The organism is Streptomyces sp. GL_148, from assembly GCF_057834205.1.
In genome coordinates, this window is sequence record NZ_CM174396.1 from 2,370,152 (window position 1) to 2,391,151 (window position 21,000).

The 21,000-nt window shown below is 70.2% G+C and carries 18 protein-coding genes; 8 read left to right on the top strand and 10 right to left on the bottom strand.

Annotation, left to right across the window (positions count from 1 at the left end):
* Positions 1-71: 71 nt before the first annotated feature.
* Positions 72-2,096 (bottom strand): hypothetical protein, encoded by a 2,025-nt coding sequence (locus tag AC3IYI_RS10855; protein ID WP_489409977.1) that lies wholly within the window; start codon positions 2,094-2,096, stop codon positions 72-74.
* A gap of 344 nt (positions 2,097-2,440) precedes the next feature.
* Between AC3IYI_RS10855 and AC3IYI_RS10860 the strand changes: the two genes are divergently transcribed.
* From AC3IYI_RS10860 to aceE, 5 genes are all read left to right on the top strand, one after another.
* On the top strand, positions 2,441-3,979 hold the full coding sequence (locus tag AC3IYI_RS10860) for a leucyl aminopeptidase (protein ID WP_489409978.1): 1,539 nt from the start codon (positions 2,441-2,443) through the stop codon (positions 3,977-3,979).
* A gap of 296 nt (positions 3,980-4,275) precedes the next feature.
* Complete coding sequence (lpdA, locus tag AC3IYI_RS10865; RefSeq protein WP_250742547.1) at positions 4,276-5,664, top strand: dihydrolipoyl dehydrogenase; 1,389 nt, start codon at positions 4,276-4,278, stop codon at positions 5,662-5,664.
* Between the two features lie 54 nt (positions 5,665-5,718).
* Positions 5,719-7,470 carry a 2-oxoglutarate dehydrogenase, E2 component, dihydrolipoamide succinyltransferase gene (gene sucB, locus AC3IYI_RS10870; protein WP_489409979.1) on the top strand — a complete coding sequence of 584 codons (1,752 nt, stop codon included), beginning with the start codon at positions 5,719-5,721 and terminating at the stop codon, positions 7,468-7,470.
* A gap of 301 nt (positions 7,471-7,771) precedes the next feature.
* Positions 7,772-8,395 (top strand): GntR family transcriptional regulator, encoded by a 624-nt coding sequence (locus tag AC3IYI_RS10875; RefSeq protein WP_243330441.1) that lies wholly within the window; start codon positions 7,772-7,774, stop codon positions 8,393-8,395.
* A gap of 244 nt (positions 8,396-8,639) precedes the next feature.
* The gene (gene aceE, locus AC3IYI_RS10880) at positions 8,640-11,324 is read left to right on the top strand and encodes a pyruvate dehydrogenase (acetyl-transferring), homodimeric type (RefSeq protein WP_489409980.1); all 2,685 of its coding nucleotides are present in this window, start codon (positions 8,640-8,642) and stop codon (positions 11,322-11,324) included.
* 108 nt (positions 11,325-11,432) lie between these two features.
* On the opposite strand, the gene AC3IYI_RS10885 is transcribed toward aceE, so the two are convergent.
* Complete coding sequence (locus tag AC3IYI_RS10885; RefSeq protein ID WP_489409981.1) at positions 11,433-12,629, bottom strand: protein kinase domain-containing protein; 1,197 nt, start codon at positions 12,627-12,629, stop codon at positions 11,433-11,435.
* Positions 12,630-12,752: 123 nt separating this feature from the next.
* Here AC3IYI_RS10885 and AC3IYI_RS10890 point away from each other — a divergent pair, with 123 nt between their 5' ends.
* Positions 12,753-13,271, top strand: a complete 519-nt coding sequence (locus AC3IYI_RS10890; RefSeq protein WP_405493664.1) for a DUF4240 domain-containing protein — start codon at positions 12,753-12,755, stop codon at positions 13,269-13,271.
* Positions 13,272-13,287: 16 nt separating this feature from the next.
* On the opposite strand, the gene AC3IYI_RS10895 is transcribed toward AC3IYI_RS10890, so the two are convergent.
* Positions 13,288-14,058, bottom strand: a complete 771-nt coding sequence (locus AC3IYI_RS10895; RefSeq protein ID WP_243329970.1) for an SDR family NAD(P)-dependent oxidoreductase — start codon at positions 14,056-14,058, stop codon at positions 13,288-13,290.
* 86 nt (positions 14,059-14,144) lie between these two features.
* Here AC3IYI_RS10895 and AC3IYI_RS10900 point away from each other — a divergent pair, with 86 nt between their 5' ends.
* Positions 14,145-14,798, top strand: a complete 654-nt coding sequence (locus AC3IYI_RS10900; protein WP_489409982.1) for a TetR/AcrR family transcriptional regulator — start codon at positions 14,145-14,147, stop codon at positions 14,796-14,798.
* 9 nt (positions 14,799-14,807) lie between these two features.
* On the opposite strand, the gene AC3IYI_RS10905 is transcribed toward AC3IYI_RS10900, so the two are convergent.
* Both AC3IYI_RS10905 and glnA read right to left on the bottom strand, forming a co-directional pair.
* Complete coding sequence (locus AC3IYI_RS10905) at positions 14,808-15,125, bottom strand: MazG-like family protein (protein WP_489409983.1); 318 nt, start codon at positions 15,123-15,125, stop codon at positions 14,808-14,810.
* 101 nt (positions 15,126-15,226) lie between these two features.
* Positions 15,227-16,636: a type I glutamate--ammonia ligase gene (glnA, locus tag AC3IYI_RS10910; protein WP_327307083.1), complete on the bottom strand. Its 1,410-nt coding sequence runs from the start codon at positions 16,634-16,636 to the stop codon at positions 15,227-15,229.
* Positions 16,637-16,820: 184 nt separating this feature from the next.
* On the opposite strand from glnA, the gene AC3IYI_RS10915 reads away from it, so the two are divergent.
* Positions 16,821-17,288, top strand: a complete 468-nt coding sequence (locus AC3IYI_RS10915; RefSeq protein ID WP_489409984.1) for an RDD family protein — start codon at positions 16,821-16,823, stop codon at positions 17,286-17,288.
* A 113-nt stretch (positions 17,289-17,401) separates the two neighbouring features.
* Here the strand turns inward: AC3IYI_RS10915 and AC3IYI_RS10920 are convergent, their stop codons facing one another.
* From AC3IYI_RS10920 to AC3IYI_RS10940, 5 genes are all read right to left on the bottom strand, one after another.
* Positions 17,402-18,100, bottom strand: a complete 699-nt coding sequence (locus AC3IYI_RS10920; RefSeq protein ID WP_489409985.1) for a DUF4191 domain-containing protein — start codon at positions 18,098-18,100, stop codon at positions 17,402-17,404.
* Positions 18,101-18,110: 10 nt separating this feature from the next.
* Complete coding sequence (locus AC3IYI_RS10925) at positions 18,111-18,308, bottom strand: SCO2195 family GlnR-regulated protein (RefSeq protein ID WP_243329800.1); 198 nt, start codon at positions 18,306-18,308, stop codon at positions 18,111-18,113.
* 235 nt (positions 18,309-18,543) lie between these two features.
* A complete protein-coding gene (lipA, locus tag AC3IYI_RS10930) occupies positions 18,544-19,491 on the bottom strand; it encodes a lipoyl synthase (protein WP_254383412.1) in 948 nt (315 codons plus the stop codon).
* Between the two features lie 110 nt (positions 19,492-19,601).
* Positions 19,602-20,399: a lipoyl(octanoyl) transferase LipB gene (gene lipB / locus AC3IYI_RS10935; protein ID WP_489409986.1), complete on the bottom strand. Its 798-nt coding sequence runs from the start codon at positions 20,397-20,399 to the stop codon at positions 19,602-19,604.
* An 88-nt stretch (positions 20,400-20,487) separates the two neighbouring features.
* Positions 20,488-20,829, bottom strand: coding sequence for a hypothetical protein (locus AC3IYI_RS10940; RefSeq protein WP_489409987.1), 342 nt, complete (start codon positions 20,827-20,829; stop codon positions 20,488-20,490).
* Positions 20,830-21,000: the final 171 nt, after the last annotated feature.

Below are 21,000 nucleotides of genomic sequence, written 5' to 3' on the forward strand. Positions count from 1 at the left end.
AGCGCCGGCGCTAGGTGGTGCGCGTGGCTGTCTTGTACGTGCGTGCCCGGCTGATCAGGGCAGGCGGAGCGTCAGGGCATGTTCAGCGTGACGGCGCTCTGGAGCAGTTCGGGAGCCGTCCAGGTGGAGCGGGAGCCGGCGTAGGCGGTGCCGAAGTCCGCGGTGCCCAGCAGGAACTGCTTCTTGGTGCCGGCGGGCGCGGTGACCGGGGCCACGACTCCGGAGGGCGCCTTGACGGTGACGACCTTGCCGATGCGGTAGGCGGTGACCTGGTTGGCGGCGACCGCGGCGTTCCAGGCCGCGCGGCGCTGGAGCTCGACGCCGGTGTCCTTCATGCTCTGGTTCACGATCGGCGCGGAGGGCGCGTAGAGGGTGCGGTAGGTGTCGAGGACCTGGTTCAGCACCGGGTAGAGGGTGCGGTCCTCGGCGAGGTTGGTCTGGTGGACGTAGTGCGGGCGCGGGTCGTTGTTCAGGACGTGCCGCATGGCGGTCCTGGCCTCGGCCGGGACGATGTGGTCCAGGTAGCCCGTCTGCGCGTCGAGCGGGGCCGGCAGGCAGGTGGAGGTGGCGGGGTTGTCCTCGCAGATGCCGCTGCCGCCGTCGGCCCGGCTGGTGTAGATCCAGTTGTACTCGTCGGCCATCTCGGCGTTGGTGCCCGTGTTGTAGTACACGTTCATCGGGTGCCGGGGCACGGTCAGCGCGGCGCCGACCACCCGCTGCGCGGGCTCGCGGGAGTTGTCGCTGCCCGCCCACTTCACGCCGTTGTCGGCGAACGCGCCGGCCAGGTTGGGGTTGTCCTGGGCCTGCTGCGGGTTGGTCTTCAGGCCGGAGTGCTCACCGGTGACGAGCTCGGTGCGGTCGGTGGTGATGCCCTTGGAGGCCGCCCAGTTGTTGTTGTCCCGGATCTGCGCCGAGATCTCGGCACGGCTCATCCAGTTGATCGCGCCGGCGGTGTTCTTCGTACAGGTCCACGGGACGGTGGTGGTGTCCTGGACACAGCCGAGGAACGGGTGGGTGTAGGTGTGGTTCATCCACCGGTACTTCGCCCGGTCGGCGACGAGCTGGGCGGTCAGGGCGTCGACGCCGCCGTTTTCCGCCTTCCACTCCTCACCGGCGCCGCCGTTGAAGAGCATGTCGAGCTTGAAGTTCTTGGACGTCTGCCACTGCGCCGCGTACACGGCGTCGGCGGCCGTCATCCGGATCGTGGACTCCTGGCCCTCGCCGCCGGCGCAGGCGTAGTCGCCCGGGGTGCAGTTGAGCTCCTTGTCCCAGCGGGCGTCCGGGGCGAAGACGTCGTCGACGTGGACCGCGAAGTAGTTGCGCTCCTGGCCGAGGTGGACGCCCTGGGTCATCCACTCGACGATGCCCCGGGCGAGCAGCCGGAACTGCTGCTGGTACTGGTTGTAGCCGAAGGTGACGACCAGTTCGCTGCGCCCGTCGTGGGTGTACTCGCCGACGAGCGAGGCCCGTCCGGAGCCGACCGGGGCGTCGAGGTAGCTGGTGTAGCCCGTCCGCGGCTTGGCCATGTACCCGTAGCTCTCGGGGATCAGCGCCGAGTTGTCCTCGAAGGCCACCTGCCCCCCGAGGTAGGCGAAGGGGCCCGCCTTGCCGGCGGCGGTGACGGCGGCCTGGGTGCCGTCCAGGGTGCCGCTGTAGCCGCCGTTGTCGGTGTATTCCAGCCCGACGCCCGGGTGCGCCCAGGTGTACGCGTCGACCTGGCGGATCCCGTACGTCGTCTCGTACGCGGTGAGCGCGGCCATCTCGGCCGAGCCCGCCCCGAACGGGTTCTCGTTCGGCAGCACCACGCTCTGGAACTTGGCGCGCGGCCGGCCGTCGACCGTGTCGGCGAGGAACGCCGCGTTGACGACCGGACGGCTGCCGCTGCCCAGGTCGACGCGGGTGTACGGAACCCCCGTGTCGCGGAGTTCCGCCGTGATCGCCTCGACCGAGCTCCCGCCGTCGTCGACGACGAGGACCCGCAGGTCGATGCGCGGAGTGAGAGCCGCCTGCGCGGCCGCTCCGGGTACCGCGACGGATGCTATGGCGGCCGCGAGGCAGACGGCGGCGAGCCTGTTCATCCGGTTCTTGTGGACCATTTCGGCCTTTCCCCCCGCAGATCCTCGACTTCGGCCTGTGGCGTTGGGCCACACCGGGGAGGCTCTGTGGAAATGATGCAAAGGAACCCCGCGTCCCCTTGCGTGAGTGGTCCGAGTGTTTCGGACCTCGTCAGGTCGAAGAGGCAAACCTGGAGCAGAAGCCACAGATGGGTGAACCTGCCCGGCTCGCGATCGAACAACTTGCCAAACCTTCGAGTGGCGTGCGGACGAGTGCGTGCGCGTAGGCTCATTTCCGGCGGCCAGCGGGCCCGAATACGATCGCTACGGATGGCCGTCCACCCACTCGGCCCACATCATCAAAACGGAAGCGAGAATTCACCACCGTGACTGCTCTGACTCTCAGCACTGCCGGACCGGCGACGCTGCGCGCCGACGCCCTCGTCGTCGGCGTGGCGAAGGGCCCCAAGGGCCCCGTCGTCGCCGCGGGCGCCGAGGCCGTGGACAAGGCGTACGACGGCAAGCTCGCCGCCGTGCTCGACGCGCTCGGTGCCTCGGGCGCCGAAGGCGAGACCACCAAGCTGCCGGCCCCGGACGGCCTCAAGGTCCCGGTCGTACTGGCGGTCGGACTGGGCGCCCTTCCCGACGCGGACGAGTCCTACGACGAGGAGGCGCTGCGCCGCGCCGCCGGCGCCGCCGCCCGTGCCCTGCACGGCGCCAAGAAGGCCGCCTTCGCACTCCCCCTGGACGACGCCTCCGCCGTCACGGCCGTGGCCGAGGGCGCACTGCTGGGCGCGTACGCGTTCACCGCGTACCAGGGCGGCGAGAAGAAGGCCTCGGACGGCGGCAAGAACAGCGGCCCGAAGCAGCCGCTCGCCGAGATCGCCCTGCTCGGCGCCAAGCCACGCGACAAGGAGCACAAGGCCGCGGCCGAGCGCGCCGTGATCGTCGCGACCGAGATCAACATCGCCCGTGACCTCGTCAACACCCCGCCGAACGACCTCACCCCCGAGGCCTTCTCCGCCGTCGCGAGCGCGACCGCGAAGGAGAACGGCATCAAGGTCCAGGTCCTGGACGAGAAGGCCCTGATCAAGGGTGGCTACGGCGGCATCATGGGCGTCGGCAAGGGCTCCGAGAACCCGCCGCGCCTGGTGAAGCTCTCCTACACCCACGCCAAGGCGGAGAAGACCCTCGCCTTCGTCGGCAAGGGCATCACCTACGACTCCGGCGGCATCTCCCTGAAGCCGGCCGGCCACAACGAGACGATGAAGTGCGACATGGCCGGCGCCGCCGCCGTCTTCGCCGCCGTCGTCGCGGCCGCCAAGCTCGGCCTCCAGGTCAACGTGACCGGCTGGCTCGCGCTCGCCGAGAACATGCCCTCGGGCTCGGCCACCAAGCCCGGCGACGTGCTGCGCATGTACAGCGGCAAGACCGTCGAGGTGCTCAACACGGACGCCGAGGGCCGCCTGGTCCTGGGCGACGCGCTGACCAAGGCCTCCGAGGAGAACCCGGACGCGATCGTCGACGTGGCGACCCTGACCGGCGCCATGATGATGGCGCTGGGCGACCGCACCTTCGGCATCATGGCCAACGACGACGCCTTCCGCACCACCATCCACGAGATCGCCGAGGAGGTCGGCGAGGCCTCCTGGCCGATGCCGCTCCCCGAGGACCTGCGCAAGTCCATGGACTCCCCCACCGCCGACATCGCCAACATGGGTGTCCGGATGGGCGGCGGCCTGGTGGCCGGCCTCTTCCTCCGGGAGTTCGTCGGCGAGGGCATCACCTGGGCCCACCTCGACATCGCGGGCCCCGCCTTCCACGAGGGCGCCCCGTACGGCTACACCCCCAAGGGCGGCACCGGCTCCGCCGTCCGCACCCTGGTCCGCCTGGCCGAGCGCACGGCCACGGGCGACCTGGGCTGACGCCTCGCAGACGGGCTCCACGCAGGCCCCGGCCATGATCAGATTTTCTGATCATGGCCGGGGCCTGTTCACTGACAACGAAATCCGTAGGTTTCTACGCTGCGGTAACCCCCGGTTCGGGCAGAACGACCTGCCCCAGGGCAGGCCCGGCGTCCCGCGCTGCGCCGACAAATGCGAAGATGGGTTCTCGGCAGGACAGGGCCCCCACCACAGGGCCGAAGAAAAAGCGGCCGTATACCAGCCGCCGCCCGGTCACAGAGGACCGGTGCTCGGCGCACATGCATGGAGGACGTGACGTGGCGAACGACGCCAGCACCGTTTTCGACCTAGTGATCCTCGGCGGCGGCAGTGGCGGTTACGCCGCGGCACTGCGCGCATCCCAGCTGGGTCTGGACGTTGCCCTGATCGAGAAGAACAAGCTCGGCGGCACCTGCCTGCACAACGGCTGCATCCCCACGAAGGCTCTGCTGCACGCCGGTGAGATCGCGGACCAGGCTCGCGAGGCCGCTCAGTTCGGTGTCAAGGCCACCTTCGAGGGCATCGACATCGCGGGTGTGCACAAGTACAAGGACGACATCATCGCGGGCCTGTACAAGGGCCTGCAGGGTCTGGTCGCCTCCCGCAAGCTGACCTACATCGAGGGTGAGGGCCGCCTCTCCTCGCCGACGTCCGTCGACGTGAACGGCCAGCGCATCCAGGGCCGCCACGTGCTCCTGGCGACCGGCTCCGTGCCGCGCTCGCTGCCGGGCCTGAACATCGACGGCAACCGCATCATCTCCTCGGACCACGCGCTGGTCCTGGACCGCGTGCCGGAGTCCGCCATCGTCCTGGGCGGCGGCGTCATCGGCGTCGAGTTCGCCTCGGCCTGGAAGTCCTTCGGCACCGACGTCACCATCGTCGAGGGCCTCAAGCACCTCGTGCCGGTCGAGGACGAGAACAGCTCCAAGCTGCTGGAGCGCGCGTTCCGCAAGCGGGGCATCAAGTTCAACCTCGGCACCTTCTTCGACAAGGCCGAGTACACCGAGAACGGTGTGCGGGTCACCCTGGCCGACGGCAAGACCTTCGAGGCGGAGGTGCTGCTGGTCGCGATCGGCCGCGGCCCCGTCTCCCAGGGTCTGGGCTACGAGGAGCAGGGCGTCGCGATGGACCGCGGCTACGTCGTGGTCGACGAGTACATGCAGACCAACGTGCCGACCATCTCGGCCGTCGGTGACCTCGCCCCGACCCTCCAGCTCGCGCACGTCGGCTTCGCCGAGGGCATCCTGGTCGCGGAGCGTCTGGCCGGCCTCAAGGCCGTGCCGATCGACTATGACGGTGTGCCGCGCGTCACGTACTGCCACCCCGAGGTCGCCTCCGTCGGCATCACCGAGGCCAAGGCCAAGGAGATCTACGGCGCGGACAAGGTCGTGGCCCTCAAGTACAACCTGGCGGGCAACGGCAAGAGCAAGATCCTGAAGACCGCGGGCGAGATCAAGCTCGTCCAGGTCAAGGACGGTGCCGTGGTCGGCGTCCACATGGTCGGTGACCGGATGGGCGAGCAGGTCGGCGAGGCCCAGCTGATCTACAACTGGGAAGCACTGCCGGCCGAGGTCGCGCAGCTCATCCACGCGCACCCCACGCAGAACGAGGCGATGGGCGAGGCTCACCTGGCGCTCGCCGGCAAGCCCCTGCACGCACACGACTAATCGTCACTGGGCGCGACGACCACTTCCGCACATTCGTTAGGAGCAACTGAAACCATGTCGGTTTCCGTAACCCTTCCGGCGCTCGGTGAGAGCGTCACTGAGGGCACTGTCACCCGTTGGCTGAAGGCCGAGGGCGAGCGCGTCGAGGCCGACGAGCCGCTGCTCGAGGTCTCGACCGACAAGGTCGACACCGAGATCCCGTCCCCCGTGTCGGGCATCCTGGCCTCCATCAAGGTCGCCGAGGACGAGACCGTCGAGGTCGGCGCCGAGCTGGCCGTCATCGACGACGGCTCGGGCGCGCCGGCCCCGGTCGCCGCTCCGGCCGCCGAGGCCCCCGCGGCCCCGGTCGCCGAGGCTCCGGCCGCTCCGGCCCCCGTCGCCGAGGCCCCCGCGGCTCCGGCCGCTGCCGCTCCGGCCGCCGCCGGCACGGACGTCGTGCTCCCCGCCCTGGGCGAGTCCGTCACCGAGGGCACCGTCACCCGCTGGCTGAAGCAGGTCGGCGAGTCGGTCGAGGCCGACGAGCCGCTGCTCGAGGTCTCGACCGACAAGGTCGACACCGAGATCCCCGCCCCGGTCGCCGGCGTCCTGCTGGAGATCCTGGTCGCCGAGGACGAGAACGCCGAGGTCGGCGCACGTCTGGCCGTCATCGGCGCGGCGGGCGCGGCTCCCGCGGCCGCTCCGGCCGCCGCTGCTCCGGCTCCGGTGGCCGCCCCGGTTGCCGCTCCGGCTCCCGTGGCCGCCCCGGCTCCGGTCGTGGCCGCTCCGGCGCCCGTCGCCGCCCCGGTTGCCGCTCCGGCTCCCGTGGCCGCTCCGGCTCCGGTCGCCGCTCCGGCTCCGGTCGCCCCCGCCGCCCCCGCCGCCCCGGTTTCCGCCGGTGACGAGGGTGCCTACGTGACCCCGCTGGTGCGCAAGCTCGCCACGGAGTCCGGCGTCAACCTGTCCGCGGTCTCGGGCACCGGTGTCGGTGGCCGCATCCGCAAGCAGGACGTCCTGGCCGCCGCCGAGGCCGCCAAGGCCGCCGCTGCCGCCCCGGCGCCGGCTGCTGCCGCTCCGGCCGCCAAGGCTTCGGCCGCCGCGGTCTCCGAGCTGCGTGGCCAGACCGTCAAGATGACCCGCATGCGCAAGGTCATCGGCGACAACATGATGAAGGCCCTGCACTCGCAGGCGCAGCTCAGCTCCGTGGTCGAGGTGGACATCACCAAGATCATGAAGCTGCGCGAGAAGGCCAAGGCCGGCTTCCTCGCCCGCGAGGGCGTCAAGCTGTCCCCGATGCCGTTCTTCGTCAAGGCCGCGGCCCAGGCGCTGAAGGCCCACGCGGTCGTCAACGCCCGGATCAACGAGGACGAGGGCACCATCACCTACTTCGACTCGGAGAACATCGGCATCGCCGTGGACTCCGAGAAGGGCCTGATGACCCCGGTCATCAAGGGTGCCGGTGACCTCAACCTGGCGGGCATCTCCAAGGCGACCGCCGACCTGGCCTCCAAGGTCCGCGGCAACAAGATCACGCCGGACGAGCTGTCGGGCGCGACCTTCACCATCAGCAACACCGGCTCGCGCGGTGCGCTGTTCGACACGGTCATCGTGCCCCCGAACCAGGTCGCCATCCTGGGCATCGGCGCGACGGTCAAGCGCCCGGTGGTCATCGAGACCGCCGAGGGCACGAACATCGGCATCCGCGACATGACGTACCTGACCCTGTCCTACGACCACCGCCTGGTGGACGGCGCGGACGCGGCCCGGTACCTCTCGGCCGTCAAGGCGATCCTCGAGGCCGGCGAGTTCGAGGTCGAGCTCGGCCTGTAAGGCCCTCTGCGACAGCGGTTCACCACTGTCGCCACGGCGCCCCCGCCCGGGATGCACGTCCCGGGCGGGGGCGCCGTCGTCGTACGCTGGGCCCTGCCCCGGACGCCGCCGCGGAAGCCGCCCACGGACGCTCGCTCCCGGCCTCGCGCCGCGCCCGCGCCCCGCCTCGCGCCACGCCTGTAACCAGCCTCACGCTGCGCCTCTGACCAGGAACGCATCGCGACGAGCGGCTCCGCCGTATTGTCTACGCATCAAGGCCCCGCATGCCCCTGCACACTCCCCAGGAGATGAAGCCCCGATGATCACCCCACCCGTCGTGCACTCGCTGCGCGAGCAGATCCGCGAGCACATCGTGGAGGGGATCGTCAGCGGGCGCTGGAAGCCCGGCGAGCGGATCGTGGAGCGCCGGATCGCGGTGGAGCTGGAGGTAAGCCAGACACCCGTGCGCGAGGCCCTGCGCGAGCTGGAGACGCTGCGGCTGATCGAGTCGGCGCCGAACAAGGGCGTGCGCGTACGGAACCTGTCGGCGGCGGACCTGGAGGAGATCTACCCGGTCCGGGCGGGCCTGGAGCAGATCGCGGCCGAGCTGGCCGCGCCCCGGCTGGCGGCCGACTGCTCGGCCCTGGAACCGCACGTGGCGGCCCTGTGGGAGGCCGACCGCAGCGCGGACGGCACGGCCCAGGTGCGGCACACCGTGGGCTTCCACCGGGAGATGGTGCGGGCCGCCGGGAACAGCGTGCTGCTGCACACCTGGGAGTCCCTGGGCATCGAGGTCTTCACGGCCCTGTCCATCCGCTGGCTGGGAACCGTCCAGAAGTCCTACGCCGAAGAGCACGAAGCCCTGGTGGACGCCTTCCGCAATCAGGACCCCGACATCGGTCTGCTCGTGAAGCGGCACGTTCTGGGGTGCGCGCCGCGGGCTTGATCTCGCCCTTCGAGACGTGCTCGACCGCCCGTCTCGTCCCGATTTGCCCGGCACTGGGTGCCCATATTCATGGCACCCGGTGCCGACTTTTGTCAGATTGACGTTTCTTCGTCACTTTCATTTGATCGATCATCGATCAGCGCCTTACAGTCATCCGCGGACCCCACCCGGGTCCAACGACCCTGTCCTGCCCGTCAGGGATTTCTTCACCACCTCTCCTTTGTCCGGAAGGCGGCGCACACCGATGTCCGACCCCGTAGGAAAGCTTCCGAGCGAGCTCGACCAGCTCCCGGACCGCGACACCGAGGAGACCGCCGAATGGGCGGCCTCGCTCGACGCCGTCGCCAAGGCCGCCGGTACGCGCCGCGCCGAGTACCTGCTCCGTCGCACCCTTCAGCACGCCGAGGCCGCCGGTCTCGCGCTGCCGAAGCTGCTCGAGACGGACTACGTCAACACCATCCCCACCGCCGCCGAGCCGGAGTTCCCCGGCGACGAGGCGATGGAAGCCAGGATCACCGCGTGGAACCGCTGGAACGCGGCCGCCATGGTGACCCGCGGCTCCAAGTACGGCGTCGGCGGCCACATCGCCACCTTCGCCTCCGCCGCGTGGCTGTACGAGACCGGCTTCCAGCACTTCTTCCGCGGGAAGGAGGCCGACGGATCGGGCGACCAGCTCTACATCCAGGGCCACGCCTCCCCCGGCATCTACGCCCGCGCCTTCCTCGACGGCCGGATCTCCGAGCAGCAGCTCGACAACTTCCGCCAGGAGGCCGGCGGCAACGGCCTCCCGTCCTACCCCCACCCGCGGCGCCTGCCGTGGCTGTGGGAGTTCCCCACGGTCTCCATGGGCCTCGGCCCGCTCTCCGCGATCTACCAGGCGCGCTTCAACCGCTACCTGCAGAACCGGAGCATCAAGGACACCGCCAACTCGCACGTCTGGGCCTTCCTGGGCGACGGCGAGATGGACGAGCCCGAGTCGACCGCCGCCCTGGCCCTGGCCTCCCGCGAGCAGCTCGACAACCTGACCTTCGTCATCAACTGCAACCTGCAGCGCCTCGACGGTCCGGTCCGCGCGAACTTCCGCGTGGTGCAGGAGCTGGAAGCCCAGTTCCGCGGCGCCGGCTGGAACGTCATCAAGTCGCTGTGGGGCTCCGCCTGGGACGAGCTGTTCCAGCTCGACACCACGGGCGCCCTGGTGCGCCGCCTGCGCGAGGTACCCGACGCGCAGTTCCAGACGTACGCGACCCGCGACGTGGCCTACATCCGCCAGCACTTCTTCGGCGCCAACGCCGAGCTCGTGCAGCTGGCCGGCGTGCTCTCCGACGCGAAGATCGCCGAGTGCTTCCACACCTCCCGCGGCGGCCACGAGCCCCGCAAGGTCTACGCCGCGTACAAGGCCGCGCTGGAGCACAAGGGTGCTCCGACGGTCATCCTCGCGCAGACCGTCAAGGGCTACACGCTGGGCGCCGGGTTCGAGTCGAAGAACGCGAACCACCAGATGAAGAAGCTGACGATCGACGAGTTCAAGGACATGCGTGACCTCCTTGGCCTCCCGATCCCGGACAGCGCCTTCGCCGACGGCCAGGTCCCGTACGGCCACCCGGGCGCGAACAGCCCCGAGGTGCAGTACCTGAACGAGCGCCGCGCGGCGCTCGGCGGCCCGGCCCCGGCCCGCAAGGTCAAGCACGTGGCCCTGCCCGCTCCGGCGGACCGTTCCTTCGCCCCGCTGCTCAAGGGCTCCGGCAAGCAGGAGATGGCCACCACCATGGCCTTCGTCCGGCTCGTCAAGGACCTGATGCGGGACAAGGAGACCGGCAAGCGCTGGGTTCCGATCGTCCCGGACGAGGCCCGTACCTTCGGTATGGAGTCCCTCTTCCCGTCGGCCGGCATCTACTCGCCGCTGGGCCAGACGTACGAGCCGGTCGACCGCGACCAGCTCATGTACTACAAGGAAGCCAAGGACGGCCAGATCCTCAACGAGGGGATCACCGAGGCCGGCGCCATGGCCGACTTCATCGCCGCCTGTACGTCGTACGCGACGCACGGCGAGCCGATGATCCCGTTCTACATCTTCTACTCGATGTTCGGCTGGCAGCGCACCGCCGACCAGATGTGGCAGCTCGCCGACCAGCTCGGCAAGGGCTTCATCGTCGGCGCCACCGCCGGCCGCACCACCCTGACGGGTGAGGGCCTGCAGCACGCGGACGGCCACTCGCACCTGATCGCGTCCACGAACCCGGCGTCGCTCAACTACGACCCGGCCTTCGCGTACGAGATCGCGGTGATCGTCAAGGACGGTCTGCGCCGGATGTACGGCGAGAAGCCGGAAGACGTCTTCTACTACCTGACGGTCTACAACGAGCCGAAGCCGCAGCCGGCCATGCCCGAGGGCGTGGAAGAGGGCATCCTGCGCGGTCTCTACCGCTTCAACACGGCGGCGGACCTCGCGGAGGCGGCCCCGGCCGCCGACGCCCCGAAGATCCAGCTGATGGCCTCCGGTACGGCCATCCACTGGGTGCTGGACGCGCAGAAGCTGCTCGCCGCCGACTGGAACGTGGCCGCCGACGTCTGGTCCGCCACCTCCTGGGGCGAGCTGCGCCGCGACGCGCTGGAGTGCGACGAGGCGCTGCTGCGCGGGGAGATGCGCACCCCGTTCGTCACCCGCGCCCTGGAGGGCGTCACCAGCCCGGTGCTCGCCGTCTCCGACTGGATGCGTCAGGTCCCGGACCAGATCAGCCAGTGGGTCGAGCAGGACTACACCTCGCTGGGCACGGACGGCTTCGGCCTCTCCGACACCCGTGCGGGCGCCCGCCGCCACTTCGGTGTCGACGCCCAGTCGATCGTGGTGGCCGCGCTGGCCCAGCTCGCCCGCCGCGGCGAGGTCCCGGCGTCCTCCATCAAGGAGGCCCGGGAGCGCTACGGCCTGTAGGCCCCGGCGGCCCGGACGGCCGGCTCTCTGAACGACCGTGAGGCGGTCCGCTCCTTCGGGGGCGGGCCGCCTTCGGCGTTCTACGGCTCCTGCTCTACGGCTGCGACCCTAGGGCTGCGGCCGGGCCGGGGAGGACGCGAGCCGGTCGGCGCGTGCCCGGGCCTCGTCGAGCAGGCGCAGGGCCTCCTCCTCCGCCTCCCGCACGATCACGTCGGCCCGCGCCTTCGCATCGTCCAGCACCGTCCGGGCAGCCGCCCGGGTCTCGTCGAGCAGTCTCTGGGCGGCCGCCCGGGCCCTGGTCACGTCCTCGGCGGCCTGCTCGCGCACGTGCCGGACGTCCCGCTCGATCTGCGCGCGCAGCTCCCCGGCCCTTTGCTCGGTCCGGCGGAGCAGCTCGGCGGCGGCCTCCTCGTCGGCCGGGGCCGTACGGGGCCGCGTGCTCGCCCCCGGACGCGCGCCCGGGAGCTCCGCGCGCAGCCGGGCCACCACCGTGGCGGCGTCCGGCGGGCGGTGCGCGGGGTCCTTGGCGAGCAGGCTCGCCACCAGGTCCGCGATGCCGGGCGGGACACCGGGCGCGTTGTGGGCGGTGAGCGGGCGCGGAGCCTCGTAGAGCTGCTGCCGGAGCAGGGCGTGCGGGGCCGGGTTCGTGAAGGGCGGGCTCCCGGTGAAGCCTTCGTAGAGCAGGCAGCCGAGGCTGTAGAGGTCGGTGCGGTGGTCGATGCCCCGGTCCCCGCGGCACTGCTCGGGAGACATGTAGGGGAGCGTGCCCAGCGCGGTGCCGCTCGCGGTGAGTTCGCCGAGGCGCAGGCTGTCGCGGAGGATCTTGGCGAGGCCGAAGTCGAGCACCTTGACCACGCCCTCGCCGGTGAGCATGGCGTTCTGGGGCTTGATGTCCCGGTGCAGGATGCCGTGCGCGTGCGCGGCGACGAGCGCGAAACCGATCTGGCCGGCCCAGTCGGCGACCTCGTGCCAGGCCGGGCGCGGGCCGGAGTGGAAGACGGCCCGCAGGTCCCGGCCGTCGACGTGTTCCATGACCAGGTAGAGGGTCCGGCGGCCCGCCACCACGTCCTCGCCGCAGTCGTGGACGGTCACGGTGTGCCGGTGCGGGAGGTTGGCCGCGGAGCGCACCTCGTGGACGAAGCGCCGCTCGACCTGGTCCGCGTACCGGCCGGGTACGGCGTCGACGAGTTTGGCGGCGACGGGCCGGCGCATGCGCACGTCCTGCGCGGCCCAGACCTCGCCCATGCCGCCCCCGCCGAGGCGCTCCCCGAGCCGGTAACGGCCCCCGAGTAATTCCCCCCGCATCCCCGTGCCCCTTCCCTCCGCCCGTTCCCAGTCTGAGTATGCGGCCGTGCGGGGGTCTCGGACCGGCCTTTCGCGGCACGCGCGGTGGCGGCGAGGGGGTGTACCCGTGATGCTTGAGCGGTGATGGACGAGACGGAGTTCTGGGAGATGGTCGACCGTACCCGCGAGGCCGCCGATGGCGACCCCGAGGAACACGCCGAGTTGCTCGTGGAGCGGCTGGCGCAGCTCGACCCGGACTCCGTCCTGGACTTCGCCCGGCACTTCGAGTCGCGGTACAACCGGGCGTACACCTGGGACCTGTGGGGTGCGGCGTGGGTGCTGCTCGACGGGGCCAGCGACGACGCGTTCGACTACTTCCGGTGCTGGCTGATCGGCCAGGGCCGGGAGGTCTTCGAGGGTGGGGTGCACGATCCGGACCAGCTCGCGGAGCTCCTCGACGAGTTCGACGAGGAGATCGACGGGGACGGCGAGGAGCTGGGGTACGCGGCTGACGAGGCGTACGAGCAGCTGACCGGGTCGGTCGCGCCGGATCTGGGGATCCCGCTGCAGGCGGCGGAGCCGGAGGGCGCTGCGCTGGACTTCGAGAACGAAGCCGTGCTCGCGGAGCGCTTCCCCCGGCTGTGGGACCGCTTCAGGGGCTGACGGCCCCGCCGTTGCGTCAGTAGTGCGTGCCGCCGTCGATACGGATCTCCGTGCCGGTGATGAAGGCGCCGTCCTCGGAGCCCAGCATGGCGACGACGCCGGCGACCGTCTGCGGGCCGGCGAAGCCCTGGCCGAGGGCCGGGGCGAGCTTGGCGAACAGGCTCCAGTCGGTGTCCTCGGGCAGGCCGGGGCCGGTGCCGGTGGTCATGCCGCTCTCGATGGAGCCGGGCGCGACGGCGACGAAGCGCAGCCCCTGCTTGCTGTACTCGGCGGCCAGCGCGTGGGTCATGGACTGGATGCCGCCCTTGCTGGCCGCGTAGGCGCTCATGTAGGGGTGGGCGAAGGACGCCGAGGTGGAGCTGAAGTTGACGACGACCGGCTGGTCGCCCGCCAGCAGCGCCGGGAGCGACTCGCGGATGACCAGGAACGTACCGGTCAGGTTCACCGCGATGATCTTGTTCCAGAACTCGAGCGTGGTCTGGTGGGTGTGCGCGGAGCGCAGGATCCCCGCCGCGTTGACCAGTACGTCGATCCCGGTGAGGGCGTCGACCGCGGCGGCCACGCCCGCCTTGACGGCGGCCTCGTCGGATATGTCGAGGACCGCGGTGGTGAGGCGGTCCGCGTGCCCGTCGGCTGCCGCCTGGTCGGCGGTGGCCTTGAGGCCGGCTTCGTTGACGTCCACGGTGTGGACGCGGCCGCCCTCGGAGAGGATGCGGTGGACGGTGGCCTGGCCGATGCCGGAGCCGCCGCCGGTGATGAGGACGCGACGTCCTTCGTAACGGTTCATGAGGGGGAGCGTACTCCCGCGATGACACGTTTTGCCACCCTGTCAAAACATGCATTTGCACCTGAGGGGCGAGGTATCCTTCCCCGGTGAGATCCCCTCGTCCGTACTCTCCCCAGGCCGGCCCCGGAGCCCAGTCGCTGAACGAGCGCCGCAAGGCGGCCACCCAGCTCGACATCGCCCGCGCCGCCTGCGAACTCTTCGCCGAGCACGGCCCCGACGGCACCACCGCCGAGGACATCGCCCACCGCGCGGGCGTGGCACTGCGCACGTTCTACCGCTACTTCCGCAACAAGCAGGAGGCCGTCGCCCCCCTGCTCGCGGGCGGCGGCGACGCCTGGCGCGCGCTGCTCGCCGAGGAGGATCCCGGCACCCCCCTCACCGAGGCCCTGGAGCGCGCCGTCACCCGCTCCCTCGCCGGCCCCCAGGCCCTCGACGAGGGCCTGGAGGTCACCCGCGGCCTGCTGCGCGCCGCCGCGACCGACGAGGCCCTGCGGGCCGTCTGGTACCGGGTCAACCAGGACTCCGAGGAGCGCCTGGTCCCGGTCGTCGCCCGGCTCGCCGGCCCCGACGCCGAACCCCTCGCCGTCCGGCTCCTCGCGGCGGCGGCCACGGACTCGATCCGCATCTCCCTGGAACTCTGGTCCACCACGGACACCCCGCCCTCGGGCCCCGGCTCCCCCGCGGAACTGGCGGTCCGCTGCCTGCGCGACCTCACGGGCGCGATGCCCCTGATGCGCTGAGCACACCCGTCAGAGGAACCGGGCGGACTTCTCCTTCAAGTGCTCCGCGAAGAAGGCGGGGGCGTCGGGCCGCATCCGGGCCAGCGCGACCATCGCCGTCACGATGACGTCGGCGACCTCCGCCTCCACGTCCCCCCAGGTGTGCGAGTTCCCCTTGCGGGGATTCGTGCCCTTGGCCCCGATGACGGCCTGCGCGGCCTCCCCGAACTCCTCCCCGATCTTCAGGATCTGCAGCGTCACGCTCTCCTCGTGCGCCACCCCGCGCTCCCGGTCATGCGCGTCGAACCGCGCCACGAGCGCGCCGATGGTCTTCCACGTGTCGTCCATCCCCCGAAGCTAGCGCGGGGCCGCCGCAACGCAGAAGCCCCGCCCCCCTCTTGGAGAAGGGGACGGGGCTTCGTTCGATCAGTGCGTCAGCACGGCACGGCTTAGAGGTCGAAGTAGAGCTCGAACTCGTGCGGGTGCGGGCGCAGCGCGATCGGGGCGATCTCGTGGGTGCGCTTGTAGTCGATCCAGGTCTCGATCAGGTCGGGGGTGAAGACACCGCCGGCCAGGAGGTACTCGTGGTCCTCTTCCAGGGCCTTGAGGACGTCCTCGAGGCTGGTCGGGACCTGCGGGACGCTCGCGTGCTCGTCCGGGGAGAGCTCGTAGAGGTCCTTGTCGATCGGCTCCATCGGCTCGATCTTGTTCTTGATGCCGTCGAGGCCGGCCAGCAGGAGGGCCGAGAACGCCAGGTACGGGTTCGAGGACGGGTCCGGGGCGCGGAACTCGACGCGCTTGGCCTTCGGGTTCGAGCCCGTGATCGGGATGCGCATCGCGGCGGAGCGGTTGCGCTGCGAGTACACCATGTTGACCGGCGCCTCGAAGCCCGGGACCAGGCGGTGGTAGGAGTTCACCGTCGGGTTGGTGAACGCCAGCAGCGACGGGGCGTGCTTGAGGATGCCGCCGATGTAGTAGCGCGCCATGTCCGACAGGCCCGCGTAACCGGTCTCGTCGTAGAACAGCGGGTCGCCGTTCGCCCACAGCGACTGGTGCACGTGCATGCCCGAGCCGTTGTCACCGAAGATCGGCTTCGGCATGAAGGTCGCGGTCTTGCCGTTCTTCCACGCGACGTTCTTCACGATGTACTTGAAGAGCATCAGGTCGTCGGCCGCGGCGAGCAGCGTGTTGAACTTGTAGTTGATCTCGGCCTGGCCACCGGTGCCGACCTCGTGGTGCTGACGCTCGACCTGGAGGCCCTGGGCGTCCAGCTCGAGGGAGATCTCGGCGCGCAGGTCGGCGAAGTGGTCGACCGGGGCTACGGGGAAGTAACCACCCTTGTAGCGGACCTTGTAACCACGGTTGTTCTCCTCGGAACCGGTGTTCCAGGCGCCGGCCTCGGAGTCGATGTGGTAGAAGCTCTCGTTCGCGGTGGTCGCGAAGCGCACGCTGTCGAACACGTAGAACTCGGCCTCGGGGCCGAAGAACGCGGTGTCGGCGATGCCGGTCGAGGCCAGGTACGCCTCGGCCTTCTTCGCGACGTTGCGCGGGTCACGGCTGTAGGCCTCGCCCGTGATCGGGTCGTGGATGAAGAAGTTGATGTTGAGCGTCTTGTCCTTGCGGAACGGGTCCAGGCGCGCGGTGGTGATGTCGGCACGCAGCGCCATGTCGGACTCGTGGATCGCCTGGAAGCCGCGGATCGAGGAGCCGTCGAACGCCAGCTCCTCGTTCGGGTCGAAGACGCGCCCCGGGATGGTGAAGTGCTGCATCACACCAGGCAGGTCGCAGAAGCGGACGTCTACGAACTTGACGTCGTTGTCCTGGATGTACTGCGTCACTTCGTCGGCGTTCTTGAACATCCAACTCCTCCTACTCCCGACCCCGGGGCAGGGCGGGCTTTATAGCTAGTGGTGCGTCAGTGCGGTGCCGCACGCTGACCCGACCATAAGCAGACGGGGTTTCTCAAGCATGACCCATTTGTTTCGCACAAGTTAACCAGGGTCCCGCCGGAACGGCGTCGAGCGGCACGGGTACCGTGTTCGCGTGGACAAGAGGCAAGCAATCGGATCCTGGCTCTCCGGCCCCCGCGAGGCCGCCGAGGAGATGGGTGCCGACTTCGGGTACCCCGGCAAACAGCTGGGCCTGCCGCAGCAGGGGCCCGGCTCGGTGGCCCGTTTCGGCCGTCGGCTCGGCGCCGTGGCCATCGACTGGATGGGCTGCCAGCTGATCGCGTACGGCCTGATCACGGGCCGTGACTGGAACGGCGCGGGGAACTGGACGCTGGCGGTGTTCGTCACCCTGGTGGTCCTGACCGTCGGCACCGTGGGCTTTACCCCCGGGAAGCGGATCCTGGGCCTCCGGGTCGTTTCGCAGGACGGCGGCCGGCTCGGCTTCGGCCGCGTGGTGGTGCGCACCGCGCTGCTCGCCCTCCTGATCCCGGCCCTCGTCTGGGACCGCGACGGCCGCGGGCTGCACGACCGTCTCAGCCGCGCCGTACAGGTCAGGATCTGAGACGAAGGATCGAAGACCGGGTCGCAGACCGGATCGGACAGCGGATCAAGAACAGAGGGGCGCCCCGGGCCATCGGCCCGGGGCGCCCCTCTGTGTCGTATACGAAAAGCGGATCAGCGCATCTTCCCGCCGCGCGGCATGCGCATCCCCTTGGGCATCGGGCCCTTCGGGATCGGCATGTTGCTCAGCAAGTCGCCCATGGCCCGCAGTTTGTCGTTGACCTGGGTGATCTGGGGTCCGGAGAGCACGCGGGGCAGCTTCATCAAGGTCGTACGGACCTTCTTGAGCGGCACCTCGCCCTCGCCCGTGCCCACGATGAAGTCGTGGACCGGGATGTCGGGCATGATCCGGGCCAGCTTCTTCTTCTCGTTCGCGAGCATCGGCTTCACCCGGTTCGGGTTGCCCTCGGCGATCAGGACCACGCCGGCCTTGCCCACGGCACGGTGGACGATGTCCTGCTGCTTGCTCATCGCGACGGCGGGGGTGGTGGTCCAGCCCCGGCCCACGTTGTCCAGTACGGCCGCGGCCGCGCCCGGCTGTCCCTCCATCTGTCCGAAGGCGGCCGTCTCGGCTCGCCGTCCGAAGATGACCGCCATCGCCAGGAACGCCACCAGGAAGCCCAGGATGCCCAGGTAGACCGGGTGGTCGATCAGGAAGCCGATCGCAAGAAAGACACCAAAGGTGACGATTCCCACGCCCGCGACGATCAGACCGACCTTCGGGTCGGCCTTGCGCGTCATCTTGTACGTCAGGGCGATCTGCTTCAGTCGCCCGGGGTTCGCAGCAGTCTCTGCGTTTGACTTCCTCGCCATGCAGCGAAGTTTACGTGGCCTTCTCGGTCCGGGTCGCCGCGGCCTCGAGTACGTGCTCGGTTTCGACCCGGTCCTGGGCCCTGCGGCGGTCTTCGAGGACCGCCGTCCAGGCGTTCCGGCGGGCGCCGCTCATGAGCAGCGACTCCAGGCCGCGGACGGCGTCGGTGAGGGACGGAATGGCGATGGCGCGTACGGGCGCGGCCTGCATGGTGTCGACCCTTTCACGGAGCTCACGTCGGGGGTTGCCAAGCGTGTGTGCGGTGCGTCGAACAATCGTCACTGACTGGTGTTACCAGGGCATGACCGGCTCGTCAAACAGTGATGAAACCTTGATGCGGCCCACCAGGACTCTCGCTAGAAAGAGCCTAGGGGCCGCATCGGTGCGGTGTTACCCGTAAGTAAGACTTTGTGCGCGAGTTCACATACCTCCCGCATCACGCGCCTCAGACGGTCGCGCGCTTCTCCATCGCCTGCTGGTAGAGGCGCCCCGCGCGGTACGAGGAGCGGACCAGCGGGCCGGACATGACTCCGGAGAAACCGATCTCCTCGGCCTCCTGCGCCAGCTCCACGAACTCGGCCGGCTTCACCCAGCGCTCGACGGGGTGGTGGCGCGGCGAGGGCCGCAGGTACTGCGTGATGGTGATGAGCTCGCAGCCCGCCTCGTGGAGGTCCTTCAGCGCCTGGCTGACCTCCTCGCGCTCCTCGCCCATGCCCAGGATCAGGTTGGACTTGGTGACGAGGCCGTAGGCCCGCGCCCGCGTGATGACGTCCATCGAGCGCTCGTAGCGGAAGCCGGGGCGGATGCGCTTGAAGATGCGCGGCACCGTCTCGATGTTGTGGGCGAAGACCTCGGGCCGGGAGGCGAAGACCTCTTCCAGCAGCTCCGGGACCGCGTTGAAGTCCGGGGCGAGCAGCTCGACCTTGGTGTGCCCGCTCTCGCGGCCCGCCGTCTGCTGGTGGATCTGGCGCACGGTCTCCGCGTACAACCAGGCTCCGCCGTCCGCCAGGTCGTCGCGCGCGACGCCCGTGATGGTGGCGTAGTTCAGGTCCATCGTGACGACGGACTCGCCGACGCGGCGGGGCTCGTCGCGGTCCAGCGCCTCGGGCTTGCCCGTGTCGATCTGGCAGAAGTCACAGCGCCGGGTGCACTGGTCGCCACCGATGAGGAAGGTGGCTTCGCGGTCCTCCCAGCATTCGTAGATGTTCGGACAGCCGGCTTCCTGGCACACCGTGTGCAGTCCTTCGCCCTTCACCAGGGCCTGCATCTTGGTGTACTCGGGGCCCATCTTCGCCCGCGTCTTGATCCACTCGGGCTTGCGCTCGATGGGCGTCTGGGCGTTACGGACCTCTAGGCGCAGCATCTTGCGTCCGTCGGGTGCGACTGCGGACACGACCGGCTCCCTGTGACTTCGATTCTTCGGCGCCCACCAGGGTACGCCCGTAATTTCATACGCTCTTACGTCGGCCAACCTGCGGGCGGTCCGACCCATTCCCCCGCGTACTAGCCCGCGGCGGGCTCTATCGCCCGTGGCTTCGGCTCCGCCTGCTCCAGTACGTCCTTCAGGTGTCCTTCGATCACCGGCAGCACCTCTGCGATGGTGATCTCGCGGCCCAGCTCGTAGGAGAGCGAGGTCACACCGGCGTCGCGGATCCCGCAGGGGACGATCCGGTCGAACCAGGTGTTGTCGGGGTTCACGTTGATCGCGAAGCCGTGCATCGTGACGCCCTTGGCGACCCGGATGCCGATGGCGGCGAGCTTGCGGTCCTCGCGGCGCTGGCCGGCGTTGGACGGGGCGTACTCGGGGCCGTTCAGCCGGGGGTCGAACTCCTCGTCGTGCAGCCTCGGGTCGAAGTCCAGCGAGAGGCCGCCGATCTTCGGGCGCTCCTCCACGGGGTCTCCGAGCACCCAGACCCCGCTGCGCCCCTCGACGCGGGTGGTCTCCAGGCCGAACTCGGCGGCCGTGCGGATCAGCGCGTCCTCCAGGCGGCGGACATGGGCGACCACGTCCACGGGGCGGGGCAGCTTCATGATCGGGTAGCCGACCAGCTGGCCCGGTCCGTGCCAGGTGATCTTGCCGCCGCGGTCCACGTCCACGACGGGCGTGCCGTCGAGCGGGCGCTCGCTGTCGGCGGTGCGCCGGCCGGCCGTGTAGACCGGCAGGTGCTCCAGCAGCAGGCAGGTGTCCTCGATCTCGTCCGCGAAGCGGGCCGCGTGCACCCGGCGCTGCTCTTCCCAGGCCACCGTGTACTCGACGGCCTCCGGGCCGAAGCCCATGCGGACAAACCCAAGCTCAGCCACCGCGGCGCCTCCTCGTTGAACCTGCCGACGAACTTGCTGTGTGCACCTATCGCACCAGGCAAGGGTACGGCGGCCCCCGCGGGCCCCGTCAGCCGCCCGTCCCGGACACCGCCAAAGGCCCGGGATCCGGGGGTCCCGGGAGCTGTTTCGGCCGCCTGCGGCCCTTCGGCGGCCGGTCCGGGTCCTCATCCGCCCGGGGCAGCCGGCGGTGGCCCTCGGAGTGGTCGTTCACCCAGCCGCAGACCCCGCACGCGTAGCGCCCGTCGAGACCCGCGATGTAGGTCCCGCACCGCCGGCACTCCGCCTCGGTGAGTTCGGGCGCGGCCAGCTCGGGTACGTGCGGCGGGTCCGTGGACTCTGCGTGGCTGCCGTCGCCGTCGGGGCGCTCGCAGCTGCCGGGGTGAGGCTCCCCGGTGTGCCGGCGGGTCATGGGCCGCAGCGTACGCGGGTGGAGGGGGTCGGTCCGTAAAGAGACCCACCGGTTCTGCACACGATCGGATGAATGTGGGACAGAGAGGGCGGTACGGGCGAGGTTCGCCGCTACATTCACGCCGTTCACAGGGCCGGGACTCCGGTCCGTCGCGTCAGGAGACCGTGGAGC

What these genes read in the sequence shown, in the direction of transcription:
- AC3IYI_RS10855 (WP_489409977.1), bottom strand. Translation starts at nt 2,096, where the DNA reads ATGGTCCACAAGAACCGGATGAACAGGCTCGCCGCCGTCTGCCTCGCG.
- sucB (WP_489409979.1), top strand. Translation starts at nt 5,719, where the DNA reads ATGTCGGTTTCCGTAACCCTTCCGGCGCTCGGTGAGAGCGTCACTGAG.
- aceE (WP_489409980.1), top strand. Translation starts at nt 8,640, where the DNA reads ATGTCCGACCCCGTAGGAAAGCTTCCGAGCGAGCTCGACCAGCTCCCG.
- AC3IYI_RS10885 (WP_489409981.1), bottom strand. Translation starts at nt 12,629, where the DNA reads ATGCGGGGGGAATTACTCGGGGGCCGTTACCGGCTCGGGGAGCGCCTC.
- AC3IYI_RS10890 (WP_405493664.1), top strand. Translation starts at nt 12,753, where the DNA reads ATGGACGAGACGGAGTTCTGGGAGATGGTCGACCGTACCCGCGAGGCC.
- AC3IYI_RS10895 (WP_243329970.1), bottom strand. Translation starts at nt 14,058, where the DNA reads ATGAACCGTTACGAAGGACGTCGCGTCCTCATCACCGGCGGCGGCTCC.
- AC3IYI_RS10905 (WP_489409983.1), bottom strand. Translation starts at nt 15,125, where the DNA reads ATGGACGACACGTGGAAGACCATCGGCGCGCTCGTGGCGCGGTTCGAC.
- glnA (WP_327307083.1), bottom strand. Translation starts at nt 16,636, where the DNA reads ATGTTCAAGAACGCCGACGAAGTGACGCAGTACATCCAGGACAACGAC.
- AC3IYI_RS10920 (WP_489409985.1), bottom strand. Translation starts at nt 18,100, where the DNA reads ATGGCGAGGAAGTCAAACGCAGAGACTGCTGCGAACCCCGGGCGACTG.
- AC3IYI_RS10925 (WP_243329800.1), bottom strand. Translation starts at nt 18,308, where the DNA reads ATGCAGGCCGCGCCCGTACGCGCCATCGCCATTCCGTCCCTCACCGAC.
- AC3IYI_RS10940 (WP_489409987.1), bottom strand. Translation starts at nt 20,829, where the DNA reads ATGACCCGCCGGCACACCGGGGAGCCTCACCCCGGCAGCTGCGAGCGC.